The organism is Thainema salinarum CENA647 (assembly GCF_057732415.1).
This window is the reverse complement of sequence record NZ_JBYJZJ010000022.1, coordinates 3,873,129-3,892,666: the sequence shown is the minus strand read 5'-3', so window position 1 is coordinate 3,892,666 and position 19,538 is coordinate 3,873,129. Positions and strand designations below refer to the sequence as shown.

Annotated in this window: 14 protein-coding genes; 8 read left to right on the top strand and 6 right to left on the bottom strand. The window is 48.9% G+C overall.

Annotated features, from left to right (window positions below; genetic code table 11):
- The first annotated feature begins 267 nt into the window (after positions 1–267).
- A complete protein-coding gene (locus AC286M_RS23870) occupies positions 268–2,193 on the top strand; it encodes an alpha-amylase family glycosyl hydrolase (RefSeq protein ID WP_488206769.1) in 1,926 nt (641 codons plus the stop codon).
- Positions 2,194–2,295: 102 nt separating this feature from the next.
- Here the strand turns inward: AC286M_RS23870 and AC286M_RS23865 are convergent, their stop codons facing one another.
- The gene (locus tag AC286M_RS23865; RefSeq protein ID WP_488206768.1) at positions 2,296–3,252 is read right to left on the bottom strand and encodes a YihY/virulence factor BrkB family protein; all 957 of its coding nucleotides are present in this window, start codon (positions 3,250–3,252) and stop codon (positions 2,296–2,298) included.
- A 942-nt stretch (positions 3,253–4,194) separates the two neighbouring features.
- On the opposite strand from AC286M_RS23865, the gene AC286M_RS23860 reads away from it, so the two are divergent.
- From AC286M_RS23860 to AC286M_RS23850, 3 genes are all read left to right on the top strand, one after another.
- On the top strand, positions 4,195–4,518 hold the full coding sequence (locus AC286M_RS23860) for an SH3 domain-containing protein (RefSeq protein ID WP_488206767.1): 324 nt from the start codon (positions 4,195–4,197) through the stop codon (positions 4,516–4,518).
- 340 nt (positions 4,519–4,858) lie between these two features.
- Positions 4,859–6,184, top strand: coding sequence for a PhoH family protein (locus AC286M_RS23855; RefSeq protein ID WP_488206766.1), 1,326 nt, complete (start codon positions 4,859–4,861; stop codon positions 6,182–6,184).
- A 201-nt stretch (positions 6,185–6,385) separates the two neighbouring features.
- On the top strand, positions 6,386–8,254 hold the full coding sequence (locus AC286M_RS23850; RefSeq protein ID WP_488206765.1) for a CapA family protein: 1,869 nt from the start codon (positions 6,386–6,388) through the stop codon (positions 8,252–8,254).
- 354 nt (positions 8,255–8,608) lie between these two features.
- Here AC286M_RS23850 and AC286M_RS23845 read toward each other — a convergent pair whose 3' ends face one another.
- Together AC286M_RS23845 and AC286M_RS23840 are read right to left on the bottom strand one after the other, a co-directional pair.
- Positions 8,609–10,159, bottom strand: a complete 1,551-nt coding sequence (locus AC286M_RS23845; RefSeq protein ID WP_488206764.1) for a glycosyltransferase family 39 protein — start codon at positions 10,157–10,159, stop codon at positions 8,609–8,611.
- Between the two features lie 98 nt (positions 10,160–10,257).
- Positions 10,258–11,706, bottom strand: coding sequence for a hypothetical protein (locus tag AC286M_RS23840; RefSeq protein WP_488206763.1), 1,449 nt, complete (start codon positions 11,704–11,706; stop codon positions 10,258–10,260).
- Positions 11,707–12,771: 1,065 nt separating this feature from the next.
- Here AC286M_RS23840 and AC286M_RS23835 point away from each other — a divergent pair.
- Both AC286M_RS23835 and AC286M_RS23830 read left to right on the top strand, forming a co-directional pair.
- Positions 12,772–13,167, top strand: coding sequence for an AbrB/MazE/SpoVT family DNA-binding domain-containing protein (locus tag AC286M_RS23835; protein ID WP_488206762.1), 396 nt, complete (start codon positions 12,772–12,774; stop codon positions 13,165–13,167).
- A gap of 149 nt (positions 13,168–13,316) precedes the next feature.
- On the top strand, positions 13,317–14,234 hold the full coding sequence (locus tag AC286M_RS23830; protein WP_488206761.1) for a CPBP family intramembrane glutamic endopeptidase: 918 nt from the start codon (positions 13,317–13,319) through the stop codon (positions 14,232–14,234).
- Here the strand turns inward: AC286M_RS23830 and cbiE are convergent.
- From cbiE to AC286M_RS23815, 3 genes are all read right to left on the bottom strand, one after another.
- Positions 14,206–15,579 (bottom strand): precorrin-6y C5,15-methyltransferase (decarboxylating) subunit CbiE, encoded by a 1,374-nt coding sequence (gene cbiE / locus AC286M_RS23825; protein WP_488206760.1) that lies wholly within the window; start codon positions 15,577–15,579, stop codon positions 14,206–14,208. The genes AC286M_RS23830 and cbiE overlap by 29 nt on opposite strands.
- Positions 15,580–15,786: 207 nt before the next feature.
- Positions 15,787–16,407: a precorrin-8X methylmutase gene (locus AC286M_RS23820; RefSeq protein ID WP_488206759.1), complete on the bottom strand. Its 621-nt coding sequence runs from the start codon at positions 16,405–16,407 to the stop codon at positions 15,787–15,789.
- An 8-nt stretch (positions 16,408–16,415) separates the two neighbouring features.
- Complete coding sequence (locus tag AC286M_RS23815; RefSeq protein WP_488206758.1) at positions 16,416–17,276, bottom strand: DUF1868 domain-containing protein; 861 nt, start codon at positions 17,274–17,276, stop codon at positions 16,416–16,418.
- Positions 17,277–17,303: 27 nt separating this feature from the next.
- Between AC286M_RS23815 and holA the strand changes: the two genes are divergently transcribed.
- Both holA and AC286M_RS23805 read left to right on the top strand, forming a co-directional pair.
- Positions 17,304–18,335: a DNA polymerase III subunit delta gene (holA, locus tag AC286M_RS23810; protein WP_488206757.1), complete on the top strand. Its 1,032-nt coding sequence runs from the start codon at positions 17,304–17,306 to the stop codon at positions 18,333–18,335.
- Positions 18,336–18,999: 664 nt separating this feature from the next.
- Positions 19,000–19,452 (top strand): DUF4168 domain-containing protein, encoded by a 453-nt coding sequence (locus AC286M_RS23805; RefSeq protein WP_488206756.1) that lies wholly within the window; start codon positions 19,000–19,002, stop codon positions 19,450–19,452.
- Positions 19,453–19,538 lie beyond the last annotated feature (86 nt).

The window sequence follows — 19,538 nt, the reverse complement described above, 5'->3', positions numbered from 1 at the left end:
TACGCGAATTTTCTACATAGTCTAAGCTGACCCAATGCATCGTTCCCACAAATTCCTCCTCCAGAGGCAGGACAAGATGATTTTTCGCTCCACATAATCTAATGTGATGCCAAAGTTCCATCCGAACCAATCGCAATCGCAACTCGATTAGAAGACGTGTTTAGGTAAAGAACATTCGTCTTCACGTTTACTTGGGCTGTGTTTGGAAATTACATGTGTCGCTAAATCGTGCATTTAGCGTTTTTCCTTTAACTTTTAGCCACAACTATGACAAAAACAGAAGCAACCTCATCGATTCAGTCCAAAGAGCAATTTGAATCGAGTCAACAGAAGCTTGATACCGTTGTCCAAACTCAAACCGATGCCTTAACCAGTGATGAGATTAATCTAGAGTTTCTCTACACGCGCGATATCGAGTTTCGCCAAGAAACGATTTATTTTATTGTGGTGGATCGGTTTTGCGATGGCGATCCCGACAATAATGAAGGCGAAAATCCAGAACTTTATGATCCAGACCAGCAGGATTGGGGCAAATACTGGGGCGGCGATTTACAAGGCATTATTAACAAGCTGGATTATCTGAAAAACATGGGTGTGACGGCCATTTGGTTGACGCCGCTGTTTGAACAAGTGGAAGAATTGTTTGTCGAAAATGCCGCCATTCACGGTTACTGGACACGAGATTTTAAGCGGATTAATCCTCGCTTTATTGGCAAGGACGAAGATCCCTCGCTCAATAATACGCAAGATACGCGCAACACCACGTTCGACCGACTGATTGAAGAAATGCACAAGCGCGGCATGAAGCTGGTACTGGATATCGTTTGCAACCATAGCAGTCCCGACGTAGGCGGCAGCAAAGGCGAGCTATATGACGATGGAACGCTGATTGCCGATTTTAACAACGATGTGAACCACTGGTATCACCATTACGGTGAAGTGACCGACTGGGAAGACGATTGGCAGGTGCAAAACTGCGAATTAGCGGGACTTGCCACGTTCAACGAAAACAACGCCGAATATCGCAACTACATCAAAGCAGCGATTAAACAGTGGCTGGATCGCGGTGTCGATGCGCTGCGGGTCGATACGGTTAAGCACATGCCGATTTGGTTTTGGCAGGAGTTCAACGCCGACATCCTGACCCATAAGCCCGATATCTTTATCTTTGGCGAGTGGATCTTTAGCCATCCTCTCGATGATCAGTCGGTGGAGTTTGCCAACTCTTCCGGCATGACAATTTTGGATTTCGGCCTAGCGGTTGCCATTCGGGCGGTGCTGGGGCAAGGTGCAGAATTTGGCTTTCACGAAATTCAAACCATCTTCGACGAAGACCATCGCTACGCGGGCGCAACGGAGCTGATTACCTTTATCGATAATCACGATATGCCCCGCTTCCAGAGCTTAAACCCCGATCCAGACATGCTGCGAATTGCGATCGCACTGATCATGACCTGTCGGGGCATCCCCTGTCTTTACTACGGCACCGAGCAGTACCTGCATAACGATACTGACTTCGGCAATGATCCCTACAATCGCCCGATGATGCAGCAGTGGGATACGGAAACCGAAGTGTATCGGTATGTGCGATTACTGTCAGGACTGCGCCGCCTTAATCCTTCGGTGGCTCTGGGTAGCCAATGGCAAAAGTATGTAGAGCCGGATGTCTACTGCTATACCCGTAAGTATCGGGATTCCCGCTGTTTTGTGGCCATGAATCGCGGCTTAGCCACCACCATTGAAAACATTCACACTGAAATGCCCGATGGTGAGCATACCTGCATCTTGACCCATCGCAAGTTTCAAACCCAGGATGGCTATATTGCTGATTTAGAACTGGGCGATCGCGAAGTGATTGTGCTGAGCCATGTTGGTGAGCGGGTGAAAGCGCAGACCATCATTCGTGTCCAGCTCAACGGTGTCTCAACCCAGCCCGGTGAAACAATTGTTGTGCTGGGAGACTGTCCTGAACTGGGCAACTGGGACATTGCCAAGGCCTATCCGCTGGAATACATCAACGACAACACCTGGTTTGGCGAAATTCCCTTTGACGAGAGTGCTGGGAAGCCGATTGCCTACAAATATGCCATGTGGCGGCAGGGACAATCGCCGCTGCGCGAAAATCTGACTTGTCGTCGCTGGGTTGTGGCTGAGACGGGCACTGTTAAGTGGCGCGATACCTGGCAGTGGTAACTGATTGTTTTGTAGCGCGGCGGAGCCGCGCTACAAAACAATTTTCAATAAGGTTTATTATCCACAGGCTGGATATGGGCTGAATATTTAGGCAATCGAATATCAGAACGATTTGGTGCGCCCACGTGCTCTTTCTTGCTCACTCTGATCGGCTAGTTCGGCTAGTTCCTCGTCTGTGCGGCGACGACTGCCGTAAATTAAGGCATAGGCGTAGGTGAATTCACCGCCCAAAAAGAAAATTTGACTGGTAAGATAAATCCACAGCAGCAGCACCATGACGCTACCCGCCACGCCATAGGACTGGAAGCGGCTGCCGATGCTGACGATACTGTTGCTGATGAGCTGCTGCAGAATCATAAACAGAACGGTCGTAATCAGCGCCCCCAGCCAAACATCGCCCCAGTGGACGCGGGTTGAAGGCAAAAACTTAAACAGCAGCGCCATCACCACCGTCAAAATCAAAAATGCTGAGGCAAAGTTAAGCGATCGCAACAGCACCACATCATCAAGCTGCACAAACTGAACTTGATCGCTAAAGACTTTCAGCACCTCAATTAAAACATTGATAAATAGCTCAGACAGGAGCGAAGCCAAGAGCAGCAGTGCAGCACTGAGCACCAGCGCAAACGCAAATACGCGTCGTTTGAGAAACGTGAATACGGCGCGTCTCCAGTTATTCTCTTCGTCTGCAAAATGGTTGACGCGCCAAATGCGATCGAAGGCCAGGGTCAGTGCACTGAAAAAGCCGCTGGCTGTCACTAACAACAATCCAAAGCTGATAATCCCAGCAGTAACGCTGTTTTCGTTCATCTGGGTCAGGTTTTCTGCTACCAAATCGTAGGCTTCCGGGGGCAGTGCCGCTTGTGCAAACAGCAGAATCTGATCGGAAGCATACTGGTTGGGGCCAACGAAGAAACCGACTACGCTGAGAATAATCAGGATTAAGGGAAACAGCGAGAATAAGGCGTAATATGCGATCGCAGCACCCATCTCTAAACAGTTATCTTGTTGCCAATGCAGTCCGGTTTGAATAATCAGTTGGGCTATTCGAGTTCGCATCCATTGGGTCATGTGCTGAAATTAGCGTCGTACTTAAATTTTGATGCAAGGCATAAATGCATCACATATCTTTTCAAAAATATCGAAAATTAGTGTTCCGTGCAGAGAATATTGAGATACACTAACAGGTACTTTATTCCCAGCATATTGTTCTGTGGTTTCCAAGGTCCTCCATAGAGCATGACATCGCGGGAATGAAGCGTTTGTTCATTAGCTAACGTTTGAGGTTTACCTATGTTTATTCTTCGCTATTATGTGCGATCGCAGCGCTGTCCTCCTCCTCGGCAGCATTTTTAGCATTTAAGTCATAAAGCAATATTTGGACGTGATGTCCCTGTGCATAGCAATCGGTTTGATCGAGCGATTAAAGCAAAACTAAAATTTGTAGACCACTAGGTGCTCCTTGCAGCTCTTCTCTGCTATTGGTATTTAAGCGATTGGGATTTCCTGATCTCAGTCCTATTTCAGTGAGCAAGCTGCTGGCAATTTAAGTTATTTGAGTCTGCTCTTTTTCGTGAGCAAAAAATACTTGATTAAAGCTGATCTAGGCAGCTCAGACTACAGCCAGAATATCCATTTGGAGTTGCTGTTAAGCACTTTGAATGAGATCCATCTTGATTGTAGCTAGATTGAAAAGAGTTGCTTTAGCGATGTATATGGATTAGCAGCAGCATGAGCTAAACATCCATCCAGCTCGGCCACTGCTGCATCATATTGGTGTGCAACGGCATACTCAGCATACTGAATAATTATCCGTTCAAATAAATGCTTAAAAGTATCGTCTCCGCTAAATTTCGATGCTGCTTAATTGCAGTGGTCAGTTTTGTCTGCCAGAAATTGGTGTGAGGAGTGACAGATTTTTAGTTCGATTCTGAATGACTTTAAATGCCAATTTTCAGGCATAGAACTGACTGCATCTAACCATCTGATGAGGATACAGTCATGAACAAAAAGTTCTTTGCTTTGATGGCAGTTGCTGCAACCGGATTTGTGGCAACGACTGCTGTCATGAATGAAATCGTGCCAGCGGTTCGTGCAGATGCTCCAGGGCATTACAAGCCCCACCATGACGGTCGGGCCGCCAAGTTAGTAGGTGGTTCTCACATCTATGTCTATGCGGCACCCGATTCTGATGCAGATACAGTCGGCCAGTACAGTGCGGGGACGCATGTGACTGTCCATGACAGTGTTTCGCATTGGTACTATATCTCCTCGGGCGCAGCCCGAGGCTGGGTAGCTGCCGATCACGTTGAATTTCTGCACTAGATTTCAAAAGTTTGGATCTGGTCGCGCTAAATCTGGACGGTGCTTTAGCACCCCACACACACCAGATTTGCGACTAGATTCATCCCACTGGTTCGTTCATCCACACAATCTCAATATCCATCCGACATTATCCAGAGCGTAGAGCGGACTATCCATCCGGTTTGCGACTGCTGGAAAACACTGCACACCGTAGCCTGCTTGTTAGTTCACATTTTTTGTGCTAGCCAGCAGGTTTTTTATTGGTCTGCCAAGATAGAAATCAGCTTGTAACGGTAGTCAAATAACCTCTTCGGTTTTGATGCCAAAATATAGAGATCAGCCAATCTAGTTAGCGTACGTAATGAAAAAGGTCTTTGTCCTCGATACAAATGTGTTGTTGCATGCTCCAGAAGCACTCTTGGGGTTTGAAGATAATGATGTGGTGCTGCCAATTACCATCATTGAAGAGCTGGATCGCTTCAAGAAGCAGTCTGAAATGACGGGGCGGAATGCACGTCAGACGTCGCGTATGCTAGACGAATTGCGCCAACAAGGACATTTGATTGACGGGATTACCTTGAGCAATGGCGGGACACTGCGCGTCGCACTGTGTCACCGAGAGACGTTAGCGACTCTACCGCCGGAGTTGGAAGGCGATCAGGCCGATAATTCGATCTTAGCGGTAGCGCTGGAACTGAAGCGGCAGTGTCATAACCGGGTTGTGCTGGTGAGTAAAGACACCAATCTACGGATCAAAGCCGATGCCTTGGGACTAAATGCCGAAGACTATGAAACCGATAAGGTGGATGTTGAGGGGCTTTATACAGGCATTGATGAAGTTTGGGTTGAAACTGGTTTGATTACCCAGTTCTATCAGGACGGACAGGTTGAGCTCCCCAATCGCTTCTATGCCAACCAGTTGTTAACGCTGATTGACACGAGTAATCCATCTCACACAGCACTGGCGGTGTTTGATGGCACGATTCAACAAGCTGTTCCGCTGTTGAAACTACCAACAATTGGGGTGTCGGGCATTCGCGCCCGCAACCGGGAACAAAAGTTTGCGCTAGAACTGTTGCTGCAGGATTCAATTCCGCTGGTGACGCTGGTGGGGAAGGCCGGTACGGGGAAAACGCTACTTGCGATCGCAGCTGGACTGAGTAAAGTGGCAGATGAGCATGTCTATAGTCGGCTGCTGATTGCCCGTCCCGTTATGCCGATGGGGCGGGATCTCGGCTATTTACCAGGGGATGTCTCTGAAAAGCTGACGCCTTGGATGCAGCCGCTGTACGATAACTTTGATTTGATTCTTGGCACTCAGGATACAACTGGTAAACCGGCTCACTGGCGACGGGGCCATGAAGAGCTGATTGAACATGGTCTGCTGCAAATCGAGCCGCTGACTTATATTCGAGGCCGCACGATCCCGCGTCAGTTCTTTGTCATTGACGAAGCGCAAAACCTGACGCCCCATGAGGTGAAGACGATTCTGACCCGTGCAGGCGAAGGCACCAAGATCGTGCTAACGGGCGATGTCGATCAAATTGACAATCCCTACGTCGATGCGGCGAGTAATGGGTTGACCTACGTGATTGAGCGTTTTAAGGATGATCCGCTCGCGGGACATGTCACGCTGTTGAAAGGCGAGCGGTCAAAACTGGCTGAGCGATCGGCAGCTCTACTTTGACGAGCAGCGAAAAAGCTGCGTTAGTTCACAACTTCATGGCTTGTTGATATTGAGTCGGTGGGTGGGAGTGTAGGTGCGATCGCACCTGAATCAGCATGTTTCACCCGCTTACTGCACCGATGCAAATGGTTTTTATTAACATTTTGTATGACTCAAATTGCTGAGTCAGCGCCAATATTAGAGGCGAAAAAATTTTATGGTGTGAGCGCAGTGATAGCGGATCAGCAACAGGTTCTGGCTCAAGCCAGACAGGGAAACACCCAGGCCATCGCCTCTATACTCAACCAAGCCTTTGTCCTAGAGCAGGTTTGGGCAACTGTCTCCAAACAGGGCGATCGGCTGCATATTCATCTAGAGTCTAGTCACGTTCCAGAACGAACCCTACATGTCCATACCACCCGTGCAGTTCTGCTCTGTTTGGGGCTACCGAACATTCGTGTGGTGCAGATTTACGGCCATCGGGCTGGTGATGGGCAACCAGACTGGCAAGAGGAGATTCTATTAGATGTTCAGCCCGCACCAGTTGCACCTGTTCCAGTTGCCCCGCCACGAGCAACACTCAAACAGTCAGCCCCAAAATCGCCCAGCCGTTCTCGCCGTCCATCGCAGCGAAAAGTCTGGCGCTACGGCATTTTAGGCTTAATTGCGGCCAGTTTCGTTTTGGGAACAGGCTTGAGTGTAATGTTGCGGACACAGCTCAATAATGCTGCTCAACCCGTTGCTGAAGACGTGCAGGTTGAAAGCGGAGCGTCAGCCAATGGGACTGATGAACCAACCCCAATTGAGACTCTCGAACCCGCTCCTCCACCTTCGCTGAAGGAGGACGAAACGCTTTTGAACAAAGACCTGCCCTATTTCGGCAGCAGTTCTGGTGTACCCGCTGCTCCCACTAGCAACCCAGCAGCAGATCCGGCTGATAACACGACAAGCGATCCTGCAACGGAGTCTGATCAGTCAGACACGAATTCAACTCCGGCTGCATCAGACACAGAGCCGAAAGCAGAAGCTGCTGCTCAATCTGCTGCCTCGCCAAAGACTCAACCGAGTGCCGCTGCTCCGGCTGAAGATGCCAGTTCTGATGCTGCTGCTAATCCAATTGCCGCCGATACGATTGTGTTCAAAGCCGTGGGAGACATTATTCCAGGCACTAACTTTCCTGACACTCGCTTGCCCAGTGATTTAGGGATGCTGTTTGCTAATGTGCAGCCTTATCTGGCTGAGGCCGATATCGTATTTGGCAATTTTGAAAGTACTCTAACCGACTATCCAAGTAGCGCCAAAGATGTCAGCCAGGGCATGACGTTCGCTTTCCGGACGCCGCCTCACTACGCTGGAATTCTTAAGGCTGCAGGCTTTGATGTACTGAGTGTGGCCAATAATCACTCAATGGATTTCTATGAAGAGGGATTTAACGACACGATTGAAAACATTGAAAAGTCTGGGATGCAAGCTGTGGGTCGCAAAGACCAAATCGTCTATCAAGACGTCAAAGGCATCAAAACGGCCTACATCGCGTTTAGCTACTTGGACGATCACAACTCAATGCATGACATTGCTGCGGGTCAAGCATTAGTCAAGGAAGCGTCTGAAAATGCTGATATCGTGGTGATCTCGGTGCATGCAGGGGCAGAGGGAACCGATGCCATTTACACTCGCAACGAAACCGAATATTTTTATTCTGAAAATCGCGGTAATTCTGTCCAGTTTGCCCGCGCCATGATCGATGCCGGAGCCGATGTCGTACTAGGACATGGCCCCCACGTTCCCCGCGCAATGGAACTCTATCAGGGCAAGCTGATTGCCTATTCGCTGGGTAATTTTATGGGCTATCGCACGTTGTCTACCGTGGGTACGTTAGGCAACTCAATGATCTTGCAGTTCCAGCTTGACAAACAAGGTGATTTCCAAATGGGTCGGATTATTCCTATCGCACTTGACGACAGCGGTATTCCCTATTTGGATGATTATTTCCAAACCGTCAATCTAGTCCGGACACTAACTCAAAGCGATTTTCCACAAACGCCTTTGGTGATTGACGATCAGGGCTATATTCGCCGTACAGATTCTTAAGTTCACAGCTTGTACCTCAGTAGCCCAGGAAAGGCTATATAGCGGTTCTAGATAAGAACGAGAGAGGAGAGTGTCTCAGGATGAGGCACTCTCCTCTCTCGTTTTCTCACTCTTAACTGGAATCACTATAAAACCTGAAGATGGTTATTTCATAGCTAAAGTAGGGCTGTCTTATAACTATCTTCGGGTTTTAAGCTTTGCAGAGTGCAAGATGACAGATAACCATAGAATGATGAGACAGTGGCCTATATGACCACTCTATTTGGCACAGATGGTAAGAGGATGTATGTGTATATCTGCGATCGCAACTTAGATTTGGCCACGAAGCAATAGGTTGATTAATCAGATGTCAGGTTATTGAGCAACCTCAGGTTCAATCACCAGTAGCTCAAGTCGTCGGGCGGAACCCGGAGCATGACCTCGAAAAGATTGTTGAGATTTGATTGTACTCTCGGTACCCAAAACTGTTTGGGCGATTAGATCAATTCCGGCTTCGTCGTGGCAAAACGACCAGCAGGCTAACCAGAGGCGTTCTTGATTCTGGGGCAGATCGGCTAAATCTGCTGGAGTTAGTACTGTTGCTTCTTCCCGTTCTTTATTCGATCGACTAACTATATGCAGTGGAGCCTTACCGTCGTAGTAGAACGGCAGCGAATATTGCAAATGGTCATCCGGTGCATAGTAGACAATCGCTTCGGGAGAAGCCGTTGGCTGGATGGCTTGTGCTAATCCGCGCCAGTCATCGCGATAGGCCGTGCTGTAGTAGTAGGCTAAACCTTGCCAAACGGCCAAGATATATAGGAGAGCAACCGCACCACCAACCCAGCGATGCCAGCTCCAAAGCCGTGATAAACCTACGGCTAGCAAAATGAAGACAAACGGCGCAGCAAAGAGTAGATAGCGCGTAATCCATGCTTTGCCACCCAGAACGAGAATGTCCGCCAAAAGAACGGAACCGAGGCCACCAATTGTCCATGTTGCCGCAAGTTGTAGTGACCTATTCCGCCGCATTCCCAGTAGGCTAATACCGAGCACGAGAAGCAAAAGCAGCGTTATGCCTTTGTAGAACAGCAGCAGGCTGGGACGATCATTCAGGGTTTCCAGTGGCCAAAACACGGTAAAACTGGTTAGTTTGGCAATTACAGAAACCACTGAGAAAGAAGCCTCATCCCCACCATCTCCGTGTAGAGCGTAGTAGTCTTGGGCTTTTTGCGCGAGCTGGGTTAACGCAATGGGCAAGAGCATTGCGCCAATAAACAATACGCCTGAGACAGCGGAAAACAGCCAACGGCGCTGCTGGCGGAATCGGACAATTAGAATCAGGCCATCGGGCACTAGCAGCGCGATACTAATTGGAAAGGCCAAAATCGCCAGCAGGCGGCAGATTGTCCAAGCTGCAACGCGCCAATAACTCGGCCGATCGATGTATTCTAGTAGCGCAATCGATCCCAAAATCGCCCAAAAGACCATCAGAGGATACATCCTGATTTCTTGAGAGTGATTAATAAAAATGGGCGAAATGGCCATCATAAGAGATGACAGTTGGGCAATATTCTTGCCAAAGAGCCGATGGCCCAGGTCATAGGTCAAGACGACGCAACCAATGCCCAGGATCACTGATAAAAGCCGCCAGCCACTTTCATCATTGAACCACTGCATCCAAATATGAAGCAGGCTGTAGTAGAGCGGCCTGACTCCAGGGTTTAGCCAAGAGAAATACTTGGAGTCTTCTAGGCTATTCATTTCATCAACCCAAAGATTCTCTTCGCCTAAAGCGTAGAGTCTCAAGATGGTGGCTAAACCAAAGATTAAGCCTGGAATAATCCAATGTGTCTGGGTGATCTGCGATCGCAGTGTCAGCTTGGATTGATTTTTGGAAGGATTGGTTTGATCAAATATCGTCATCTTAATATCGGCTCCACCAGAGTTGGGCGGTTAGTTAATACGAATTTGTTAATGAAGTGGCTGAAAGGATGAGCGTGATGGGAGTGCTGAAGTTGGGGTTAGTTGGCTGCTGGCGATGCCAACGGTGCGATCGCAATGGCCCAGTCAGAACGACGGGGAGCTTGCCATTCGATTCGCCCACCTTGGCTCGGTAGCTCAATTTCCTGATAGGCCGCTTTAGCATCGACGGCTAAAACTTGGACTGGAGCCGACAGTGCATCAAGCTGTAAACGGATATTATGGGTATTTTCGGCATAACACATCGCCGAGATCGCTCCATCTCGCAAACAGTAGCCTGCGTTAATCAAGCTGTTATCTGGCTGCATACCAACGGTATAGTTTTTGCGGGTAAACACACTGTAGGTTTTGATTTGATCTTTATTGGGATAGGGTTCAGAAAATTCGAGATCGCGCGGTTTATGCCCCCAGATATTGCCAACGCCACCAGAAATCATCGAATACCAAAGCCCCTTATAGGTGCGTTCTGGGTCATAATCCTTATCGGGATAGCGGGAAGGAGTCCGAATCCGAAAGCGGTCTTCTGAAAAGGCCGGACGATCCCCTGCTTTCGTGAGATGGTCTCGGTAGTCTTCGTATACCGGACGACGCCACTCCCAAGAGGCATAGTCTAGATTCGAGCTGATTTCTTTGTATTCGTGAGTGTGGCCGCGTGCACCAAATAGATGTGTGTAGCTGGTGTAAGACCTCAATTTTGTCCGTAAATCTTCTAGCTCTCTAGCACTGGCCCACTCGAACAAGTCAAAGCCATAGCTGAACGTCCAACCCGGCAGGGGGGCTAAACGGGCAGCAATTTCTTTGTAGAGCTTTTCGCTATCAATGCCGTATGTCTTAGGCGTTTGCTTTCTCTGTTTATCTCCCCAAATCCAGAAATGGGTGACACCGCCCCGCCGATAAGTTTTGAGAACGACCGCTTCAAAATACTGGGGATTTGCCAGAAAATCACGCAAGTTTGTCAGATGAAATCCGGTAAATCCGTGGCCCTCAACAAACTCGTCTAGTGCTTGATCCAGATCCGGTTTGTCATACATAACAAATTGCGGCACAAAGGCTTCACCAGTGGCGGTTCGAATCCACTTTTGCCCTGCTGCTGCCACAAACCCTTTGGCATAGTCGGGCCGTTCAGCATCAATGGTGAGTTCTCCCCCGGTACTAAATGACCAAATTCCTGGCTTGGTTGGCGTAAACCGAAACTTTGTTTGATTTCCATCTTTGAAGGTCAAAACTCGATGCACTTCTCCATCGGAGTGGCGAATTTCAACGGGTTGATACTCTTCTCCAGCAGCAGAGATTTCATAGCATTCCCAAGGGGGACGCTGTTCAGCATTAGGCGACAAACAGACTTCCGCAAAGGACGTTTCGAGAGCGCCTGAGACATCAGGTGTCGGATAATTTCGCTGATTCGACCTAACTTCTCCATGTATGAAGATAACGATACAAGCTGTTAAGGCTGCGATCGCAGCTAATCCTAAAAAGGTAGTCCGCCTCATATCTCTTACACCCAACTGTCCATAAAGTAGAACGAACCCAGATTTTATGGAGTTAATGCATGAAGCTAATGCATGGCACAGCATCATCAGCCTGATTGTTCCGACTGATGTAAGCCTGATTAAGCATGGGTTACATGCAGTGACGACAAGTCATTGCGCCCATCGTAGTCATGCTGATGAACATGGCTCAACTCTTGCCCGAAAATACACGTATAAACTAAACAAACTGATAAAGCGTGAGTAAAGAAAACTCTAAAGTCATATCCGGTGTTCAACCCAGAAGGGGCGTTTTGCCGTCACAATGTAACGACAAAACGCCCCTTCTCTGCCAGCTTGACAGCTCTTTTACAAATCATGTGCGATCGCAACAGCAAGATTCGCTTAGGAGCGTGAATTTAATAAGGTGAAATCTTTGGGGTAGGGACACGGCATTGCCGTGTCCCTACGGATGGAATGATTGACAGGCTATTTAATTCACGCTCCTTAGTAGCCTAAGTGCTTTAACCTAAATGCTTTTTTCCCGTCAGTAGCATTTTGTTCATCTCTGGCGAAAATAAAGTTGGCTATCTTACCGTTTATCCGAAAATCCAAAATGACCATTTTGCCGCTGCGATATAAAGTGCAAAATGGGCACATCTCAAATTAGCTAAATCCTGATCACGCTGAAAACGAGAGTAGCCTCAGCCTTAATTGGATTGGGTGAATTTGGTAATGGTGGGTAAGACCCTCAAATTTTCCACCTCAAACTCACGAAAGATATTTTGTCGTTACGATTTGGCGATAAAATGCTCTTTCTTCGATCCAGATTTATAAGCCGCAAAATATGGATTCCTTCAAATTTAGAGATATAACTCAGAGATATCTCAGCATAGACTGATACTTTTTCTTCCTCGGCTCCTATCAGCACAGCTGTAGCTTCCTTTTTAAGTCGATTAAATTATCTGATCTTGCCAATCACTCACTCTTTAATCTGTAGACTTAATGTTATATTTCTCGATGAAATTCTCGATGAAAGCGATCTATAATTTGCTATCTTAGAGTTTAGAAAAATAATTGGACTGTTTTATGGCTGAGACATCCTCTGCTCCACTTACGGGAAAAGCGCTGCTTCAAAAGGTAAAAGAACTTTCACATCTGTCTCGGCGAGAAGTCGCTAGACACTGTGGATATTACAGCACTACGAAAAACAACCAAACTCGCGTCAATTTGACCGAGTTCTATAATGCTTTGCTGGAGGCAAGAGGAGTTTCCCTCAATCCAGAAGGCACCAAAGATGGCCGGGGACGGGAGCCAACCTATCGCGTTAGCGTTCACAAGAATGGACAAATTGTGATTGGTTCAACCTATACCCAAGAGATGAATCTGAAACCCGGCGATGAATTTGAAATCAAGCTAGGGTATAAGCACATTCATCTGATTCAGCTAGATAGCGACAAATCAGAAGAAAACGGCAAGGGATAATGATTTGCAACGGCGATTTGCAACGATATACTATCGTAGATGTGCAAATTGACGTTAAATCGTGACTTCGGCTTGTTGCTGTGACAAGATTGAATTTTTTAATTAATCTTTGGAAAGAATCACCGGCTTTTGTTCAGGTGATTCTTTTTTTGCTGAGCTGGCTTGGTTTATGGTTGCCAATTGCGATCGCAATTGCGGGACGAGTAAAGTGGCGACCATTCCAACCTGCTACCCCTCAGCAAAAGCTCCCACTGTTAACCTCGCTCTATATTATTGCGCCATTTTTACTGTGGGGATTTATAGCTGTAGAGAATAGTTCTTTTCAGCAAAATGGATTAAGCTGGACGATGCAATTTTTTGTATCGTTTGGTCAAGGTTTGGGATTTGGTGTCATCGGTATTGCGGCTTTGGTCGGCTTACAAGTTGGGCTAGGTTGGAGAGCGCAAAGAACTTCTATCTCGTTGCTGACAGAAAATTCGACTGAACGTTTAGCGCAGAGTTCTACAGAAAGCGATCTAGAAAATCAAAGTGAGTTTCGCGATCAGTTTGAAGCACAATCTTATGATCAATCTGAGGGCAGTAATGTAGCATCTTTGGCCAGCACTGCACCACACCCTCAGTTGAGAGCAATTATTATTCCACTTTTTCTCCTGGCCAGTTGGATTGGCTTTACAGAAGAACTCATCTTCCGTGGTTATATGCAAACTCATCTGCAAAGCCAGTTTGCAGTTGGCTGGGCGGCTGCGATCGCAAGCGTCATTTTCGCAGTGTCCCATGTCCTATGGGAAGGACGACAGCAAGTGCCGCAGCTTCTAGGGCTGTGGCTAATGGGTATGGTGCTAGTCGCCGCTCGCTGGGTAGACGGTGGCAGTATTGGACTAGCGTGGGGACTGCATAGCGGCTGGATCTGGAGCTTGGCCTGTTTAGACACAGCGCAGCTTTACCAATTGACGGGTAAAGGGCCAGCCTGGTTGACGGGAACGCTAGAACAGCCGCTGTTTGGGCTGATGCCGCTGGTGTTGCTGCTTGGAACGGGGATCAGTTTGGGGGCAATTTTTGGGCTGTAATTAACGTGACCGGATTGAGCGGCGACCAGCGGGTGAGGGACTGGACAGCAACTGAGCGGGCGATTTGCAGTTGGGTGTGATGGGTTTGCCAGTGTATCTCAGTTTGCTGATCAAACCAGTGGATCGCCGTACTGAAGTGCTCAAATGTAGCCAATGCCAGCACAATAATGCCGTTGGCCGATAGTGCCGCACCGCAGTGATCTAAAATTTCCGCTAGCTGACCGCCGCTGCCACCAATAAAAATTCGGTCGGGATTGGGTAAAGTTACTAGCGCATCCGGGGCGTGACCCGATGCGATCGCAACATTTTCAACTTGAAAACGCTGGCAGTTTTGCTGAATCAGAGATTGGCCAATCGCCGTTTTCTCGACGGCATAAATTTGGGAAGAAGGGGACAGTCGCGCCATTTCAATCGACACCGATCCTGTACCCGCGCCAATGTCCCAAATTGTCAGCTGTGGCTGGAGCGCCAGTTCGCCCAAAATCATCAGGCGAATTTCTCGCTTGGTCATTAAACCCGGTCGGTCTGGAAAGCTGAGAAACAGCGGATCGGGAATACCGAACAGCGGTAGCTGGGCTGGATCAACGGGCTGAACGGCTTGGGCTTGACGGTGCAGAATTACCACGTTCAGAGAGGCCGCGTCCGGCAGGGCGATAAGTTCCTCTGGCCAAAATGCCTGCACCTGCTCCGCTTCACCGCCTAAGTTTTCACAGACCCACAGCCGATAGCGGTTGGGTAGCTGGAGCGATTGGACGAGTTTTGCGATCGCACGCGGCGTATGAGTGGGGTCGGTCAGTACCGCAATTTTGTCGGCTCCTTTTTGCAGCGTTTGCACCAATACATCCAGCGACCGTCCGTGAGCGCTGACGATGTGGGCATCCTGCCACGGTAGTTTGATCCGACTAAACGCTAGCTGAATCGAGCTGGGATGGGGATGAAACGTGATCCACTCGGCAGGAAAATGCTGGAGGAGTAAGCGACCAATACCAAAAAACAAGGGATCGCCGGACGCAATGACAACAATTCGTTCAGACAGAAGCTTCGTTTGGCCATCCATCTGATCAACTTGATCATCCGTTTGCCCAGAGTTAGAAGCGGCGCGTTCGGCTGTGTTACCTCGCAGAGAATCGCAGATTTGGCGCAGTTGACGTATCCCTTCTGTAAAACTATCCAGCCAAATCCGCTGCGCCTTGGACTGCTCAATGCCAGCTAAATACCGCTCATGCCCGACCAGCACCGTCGCTTCAGCAATCCGCCCATGCAAACTCAACGGCAACCCCGCCATGCCGTCTAAACCCATGCCAATAACCTGGATCGGCGTTGTTTGCACTTGCGTAGTACTCAAAATTTGCTCACTCCATTACTAATGGTGAGGTGTGAGGAGTAAGGAAGTGAGGCGTGAGGCAAAATTTTTAATTAGTACGTTTTGTTTCACTCAACACACTCTACTTGTGATTCTCATTTCACATTTGCGTAGGGTGAATGCCATTCGCCCCTACCTCAATTTCCTCTACAGCCTTTCACAGTCTCAACTCTCTTTACGCCTCTCTCCTCACGCCTCACTCCTTACTCCTAAAACCAACAGCGCATTCACAATCGCCGCTGCCGCCGCTGATCCGCCTTTGCGCCCATCTAGCCGAATTTGAGCCACGTCGGTTTGAGCCAGTACCTGCTTGGACTCTTCAACGGCAATAAATCCCACGGGTGCGCCAATCACTAACGGAGGTTTGATATGGGACTGCTGAATGCGATCGCACAATGCCAGCAAAGCAGTCGGCGCATTGCCAATCACGAAAATCCCGTTAGGATGCTGTTCCCAGCAGCGGATCATGCCGTTGGCCGAACGGGTCTGATCCGGTTCGGGTTCCTGGGCATAGTCGATGGCAGCGAGCACGGGATTGCTAAAGGTGCGGGAGGCCATGCCGACAATGCCCTGTTTCACCATTGTCACGTCGGTGATGATCGGTGCGCCCTGAGTGAGAGCCAACAGACCATCTGCGATCGCGGTTGAGCTGACATAGAGCAGATGCTTGAAGTCAAAATCTGCCGTGCTGTGAATTACCCGTTGCACAATGGCATAGGTTTGGGGGTCAAAATTGTGATCGCCAATTTCGTGATCAATCACGGCAAAACTTTGCTGAAGAATGGGATGCAGCAGCGGCGGTGCGGACATGGGAGATACTATACCCCCTGCATGAATGCAAACGCGGGCCAATCAGACGGGTGATGATACTGAGTCATGCTGTCAAACTGATAGAGCTGAGCTTGATTGATGGTCATTACGGCAGGATTGTCGGGATTCAGCCACTCGTCATTGAACTGGCTTAAAATCTGGCTCATCTCAGCCGCAAAGGGATGGGATTGCACTTCTTCCCCGGCACCCGCTGCCCCGTTCTTTGACCAGAAGGCTTTTGCGCCCTCAACGTCGGCAAAGTAGCCCAGTGTAATGTGCGCGGTGAAATGGTACTGCTGCTCAATTCCCAGCGCAACCAGATCGGGGTTCTGATAAATCTGACGACGTAGGGTACAGACTCGGTTATAGGAGGCTTCGTTTGTGGGAACCAGGCCAACTGCGATCGCACGCTGCCTCAACGTCAAGCCCAGAATCTGCCATTCAACTGGCTCGGTGCTGCGGAGGGATTGGCTTTTTAGAAACGAATCGGTAATCCGTTCTTTAAGCTGCGTCGCAAAGTTGTCATCCTGGCTAGCATGGCGGTAGGCATCGTCCCAAATCAGGTCAGCAATGGTGATATGGAAGCTCTCGGCTGGCACGGGTACGAATAGATTCGGTGGAACGGCTTCCACTAAGCGAATTTGATGATCCTGTAGCCGTTGATACACCGCTTGATTGGTATTGGCGGGCGTATCCTGCCAAGTTGGCGTCATGACGGTGTAACCGGGAAAGCTAGCGGCTTGCCACCGTCCCGAGTCAGTTTGCTGATATTTGCTAGAGGACTGAATATTCTGCGCTTGGCTGTAATAGGCATCGCGAGATATCATTCCTGCCAATCGATTCACATACACTTGATAGGTGTCGTCCAAACCTAACGCTCCTTTGGAAAAGACCTTATGCCAGTTTACTTTTATTGGGGAGAAGACGAGTTTAGCCTGAATCAGGCCGTAACAACTCTGCGCGATCGCACGCTTGATCCCCAATGGGCCAGTTTTAACTATGATAAGATCCCGTCCGAAACGGCTGAAGCCCCCATTCAAGCGCTGAATCAGGCGATGACGCCACCGTTTGGCATGGGTAAACGGTTGGTTTGGCTGGTGGACGCGACGATTGCTCAGCGCTGTTCGGAGGCGCTACTGGCTGAACTGGAGCGAACGCTACCGGAGATCCCCGATACAACGGTTTTCCTAATGACCAGCCGCAATAAACCGGATGGACGGCTGAAGTCTACCAAGCTACTGAAAAAATACGCCGAAGTGCGTGAGTTCTCGCCGATCCCGCCCTGGAATACGGATCAGTTGATTCAGCAGGTGGAGCGCACTGCCAAATCCGTCGGTGTTGCTCTGACTTCAGAAGCCACTGAGCAATTAGCTGAAGCCGTGGGTAACGATACGCGCCAGCTCTGGAGCGAGCTGGAAAAGTTGCGCTTGTATGCCTGCGGTTCTCTGCGAGGCAGCACAGATCAACCCACTGCTCCCTTGGGTGCCGATGTCGTTGCCACGCTGGTGACAGCCACGAATCAAAACAGCCTTCAGCTTGCGGCGGCAATTCGCGATGGTAAAACCCCTGATGCCTTGGGTTTAGTGGCCGATCTGCTGAGTCAAAATGAGCAGCCGTTGCGGATTGTTGCGACTCTAGTACGCCAGTTCCGCACCTGGCTTTGGATAAAGCTGATGGTGGAAAGTGGTGAGCGGGATGAACGTGCGATCGCACAGGCGGCGGAAATTCCTAATCCCAAGCGGGTCTATTTTCTGCGGAAAGAAGTGCAGTCTCTCACATCGCAGCAGCTACAGGCTACGTTACCGATTTTGCTAGAACTTGAATTTAGCCTTAAGTTTGGCGGTGAACCAGAAGCCACTTTACAAACCAAAGTGATTGAGCTGTGCCAGGTTTGCCAGCCCCAGCAGATATCGACGCGCAGGCGATAACTGAGTCTCGACGCTTGGTTATGGCGGTGGATTGATTGACTCGTCAGGCGGGAAAGACATTCCGTGGTGGCTACGCTGCTCTACACCAAATCTTGATTTTTGTTTACAGTGCTCATTTTTTAAGCCAAACTAAATAGCTGTAGTACTGGCTACATGCCTTTTGCGCAAATTCCCGTATTACTCCCTCATAACTAAATTTCGCGCCCGGATTTTATACAATCAAGGCTGACCAGGTGGGGTTTATCAGCATCTAATCGAAATCTATACAAGATCTATAGAAGTATGGAGGTGGAAGACAAGTGGCAATGTGACAATAGACCACCTGTGATTTGCGATATCTTCAGCGAAGTCTGGAACTTTTCATCCCTGATTGGGTTCAGACAGTATATCGGGTAGCGTGTCAATCTGCCCAGGGCCGGTTGACCAGAATTCTACCTCTTCCATGTGTCCATTGAAACTTCCAGATCTCATTTCTGACAGTGGCAACTGAGTGCTGGATGACCCAAACTGGTCATTTCATGAGCTACCCTATGAGCTACTTCATCCAGTCAGCTCTATCTATGAGAAACGGCAAGCTTCATTTGGAGTCTGTTTAACATTATCCTACTGGGTTCAATTGAACACACTGATTATGAGCCGCATTCGTTTTCATTCTCACCGTTCTATGATCAAGTCTGCTTTTACTCGCTCGCTGATGATCGGAGCCTTATCTCTGGCCGGTGTGGTGTCTGGGCTAGCACCCAGCTTTCAGACTAGTTCTTGGCAGCCAAGTTTTGAGACTGCGGCATTTGCCCAAAATTTCAGTGCTCAGCAACTGATGAACTATTCCCGAGCTGTGCTAGAAATTGAGCCGCTGCGCCAATCAGCGTATCAAGAAATCAAGGTAGCGCTGGGTTCAAATGAGGTGCCCTCGATTGCCTGCCATCAACCGAACAGCTTGTCTCGACTGAATCGCCAAGCCCGTGCGATCGCAGTTCGCTATTGCAACCAGTCCGTCGAGATTGTTGAGCGCTATGGCCTGTCGATTACGACCTTCAATCTGATGACGCAAGAAGTGCAAAACAATCCAGCCCTGGCTAACCAAGTTCAGCAAAACTTAATTCAGTTACAGCAATAGAGCCTGCCCTTTTGCCCACGCTTTCTGCACGCTGTAAGACGAGCGTAACCTGCTACACTGCTACAAAATAATCAAGGACGACGCAT

What these genes read in the sequence shown, in the direction of transcription:
- AC286M_RS23855 (WP_488206766.1), top strand. Translation starts at nt 4,859, where the DNA reads ATGAAAAAGGTCTTTGTCCTCGATACAAATGTGTTGTTGCATGCTCCA.
- AC286M_RS23840 (WP_488206763.1), bottom strand. Translation starts at nt 11,706, where the DNA reads ATGAGGCGGACTACCTTTTTAGGATTAGCTGCGATCGCAGCCTTAACA.
- holA (WP_488206757.1), top strand. Translation starts at nt 17,304, where the DNA reads ATGCCAGTTTACTTTTATTGGGGAGAAGACGAGTTTAGCCTGAATCAG.
- AC286M_RS23870 (WP_488206769.1), top strand. Translation starts at nt 268, where the DNA reads ATGACAAAAACAGAAGCAACCTCATCGATTCAGTCCAAAGAGCAATTT.
- AC286M_RS23835 (WP_488206762.1), top strand. Translation starts at nt 12,772, where the DNA reads ATGGCTGAGACATCCTCTGCTCCACTTACGGGAAAAGCGCTGCTTCAA.
- AC286M_RS23865 (WP_488206768.1), bottom strand. Translation starts at nt 3,252, where the DNA reads ATGCGAACTCGAATAGCCCAACTGATTATTCAAACCGGACTGCATTGG.
- AC286M_RS23860 (WP_488206767.1), top strand. Translation starts at nt 4,195, where the DNA reads ATGAACAAAAAGTTCTTTGCTTTGATGGCAGTTGCTGCAACCGGATTT.
- AC286M_RS23845 (WP_488206764.1), bottom strand. Translation starts at nt 10,159, where the DNA reads ATGACGATATTTGATCAAACCAATCCTTCCAAAAATCAATCCAAGCTG.
- AC286M_RS23805 (WP_488206756.1), top strand. Translation starts at nt 19,000, where the DNA reads ATGATCAAGTCTGCTTTTACTCGCTCGCTGATGATCGGAGCCTTATCT.
- AC286M_RS23820 (WP_488206759.1), bottom strand. Translation starts at nt 16,407, where the DNA reads ATGTCCGCACCGCCGCTGCTGCATCCCATTCTTCAGCAAAGTTTTGCC.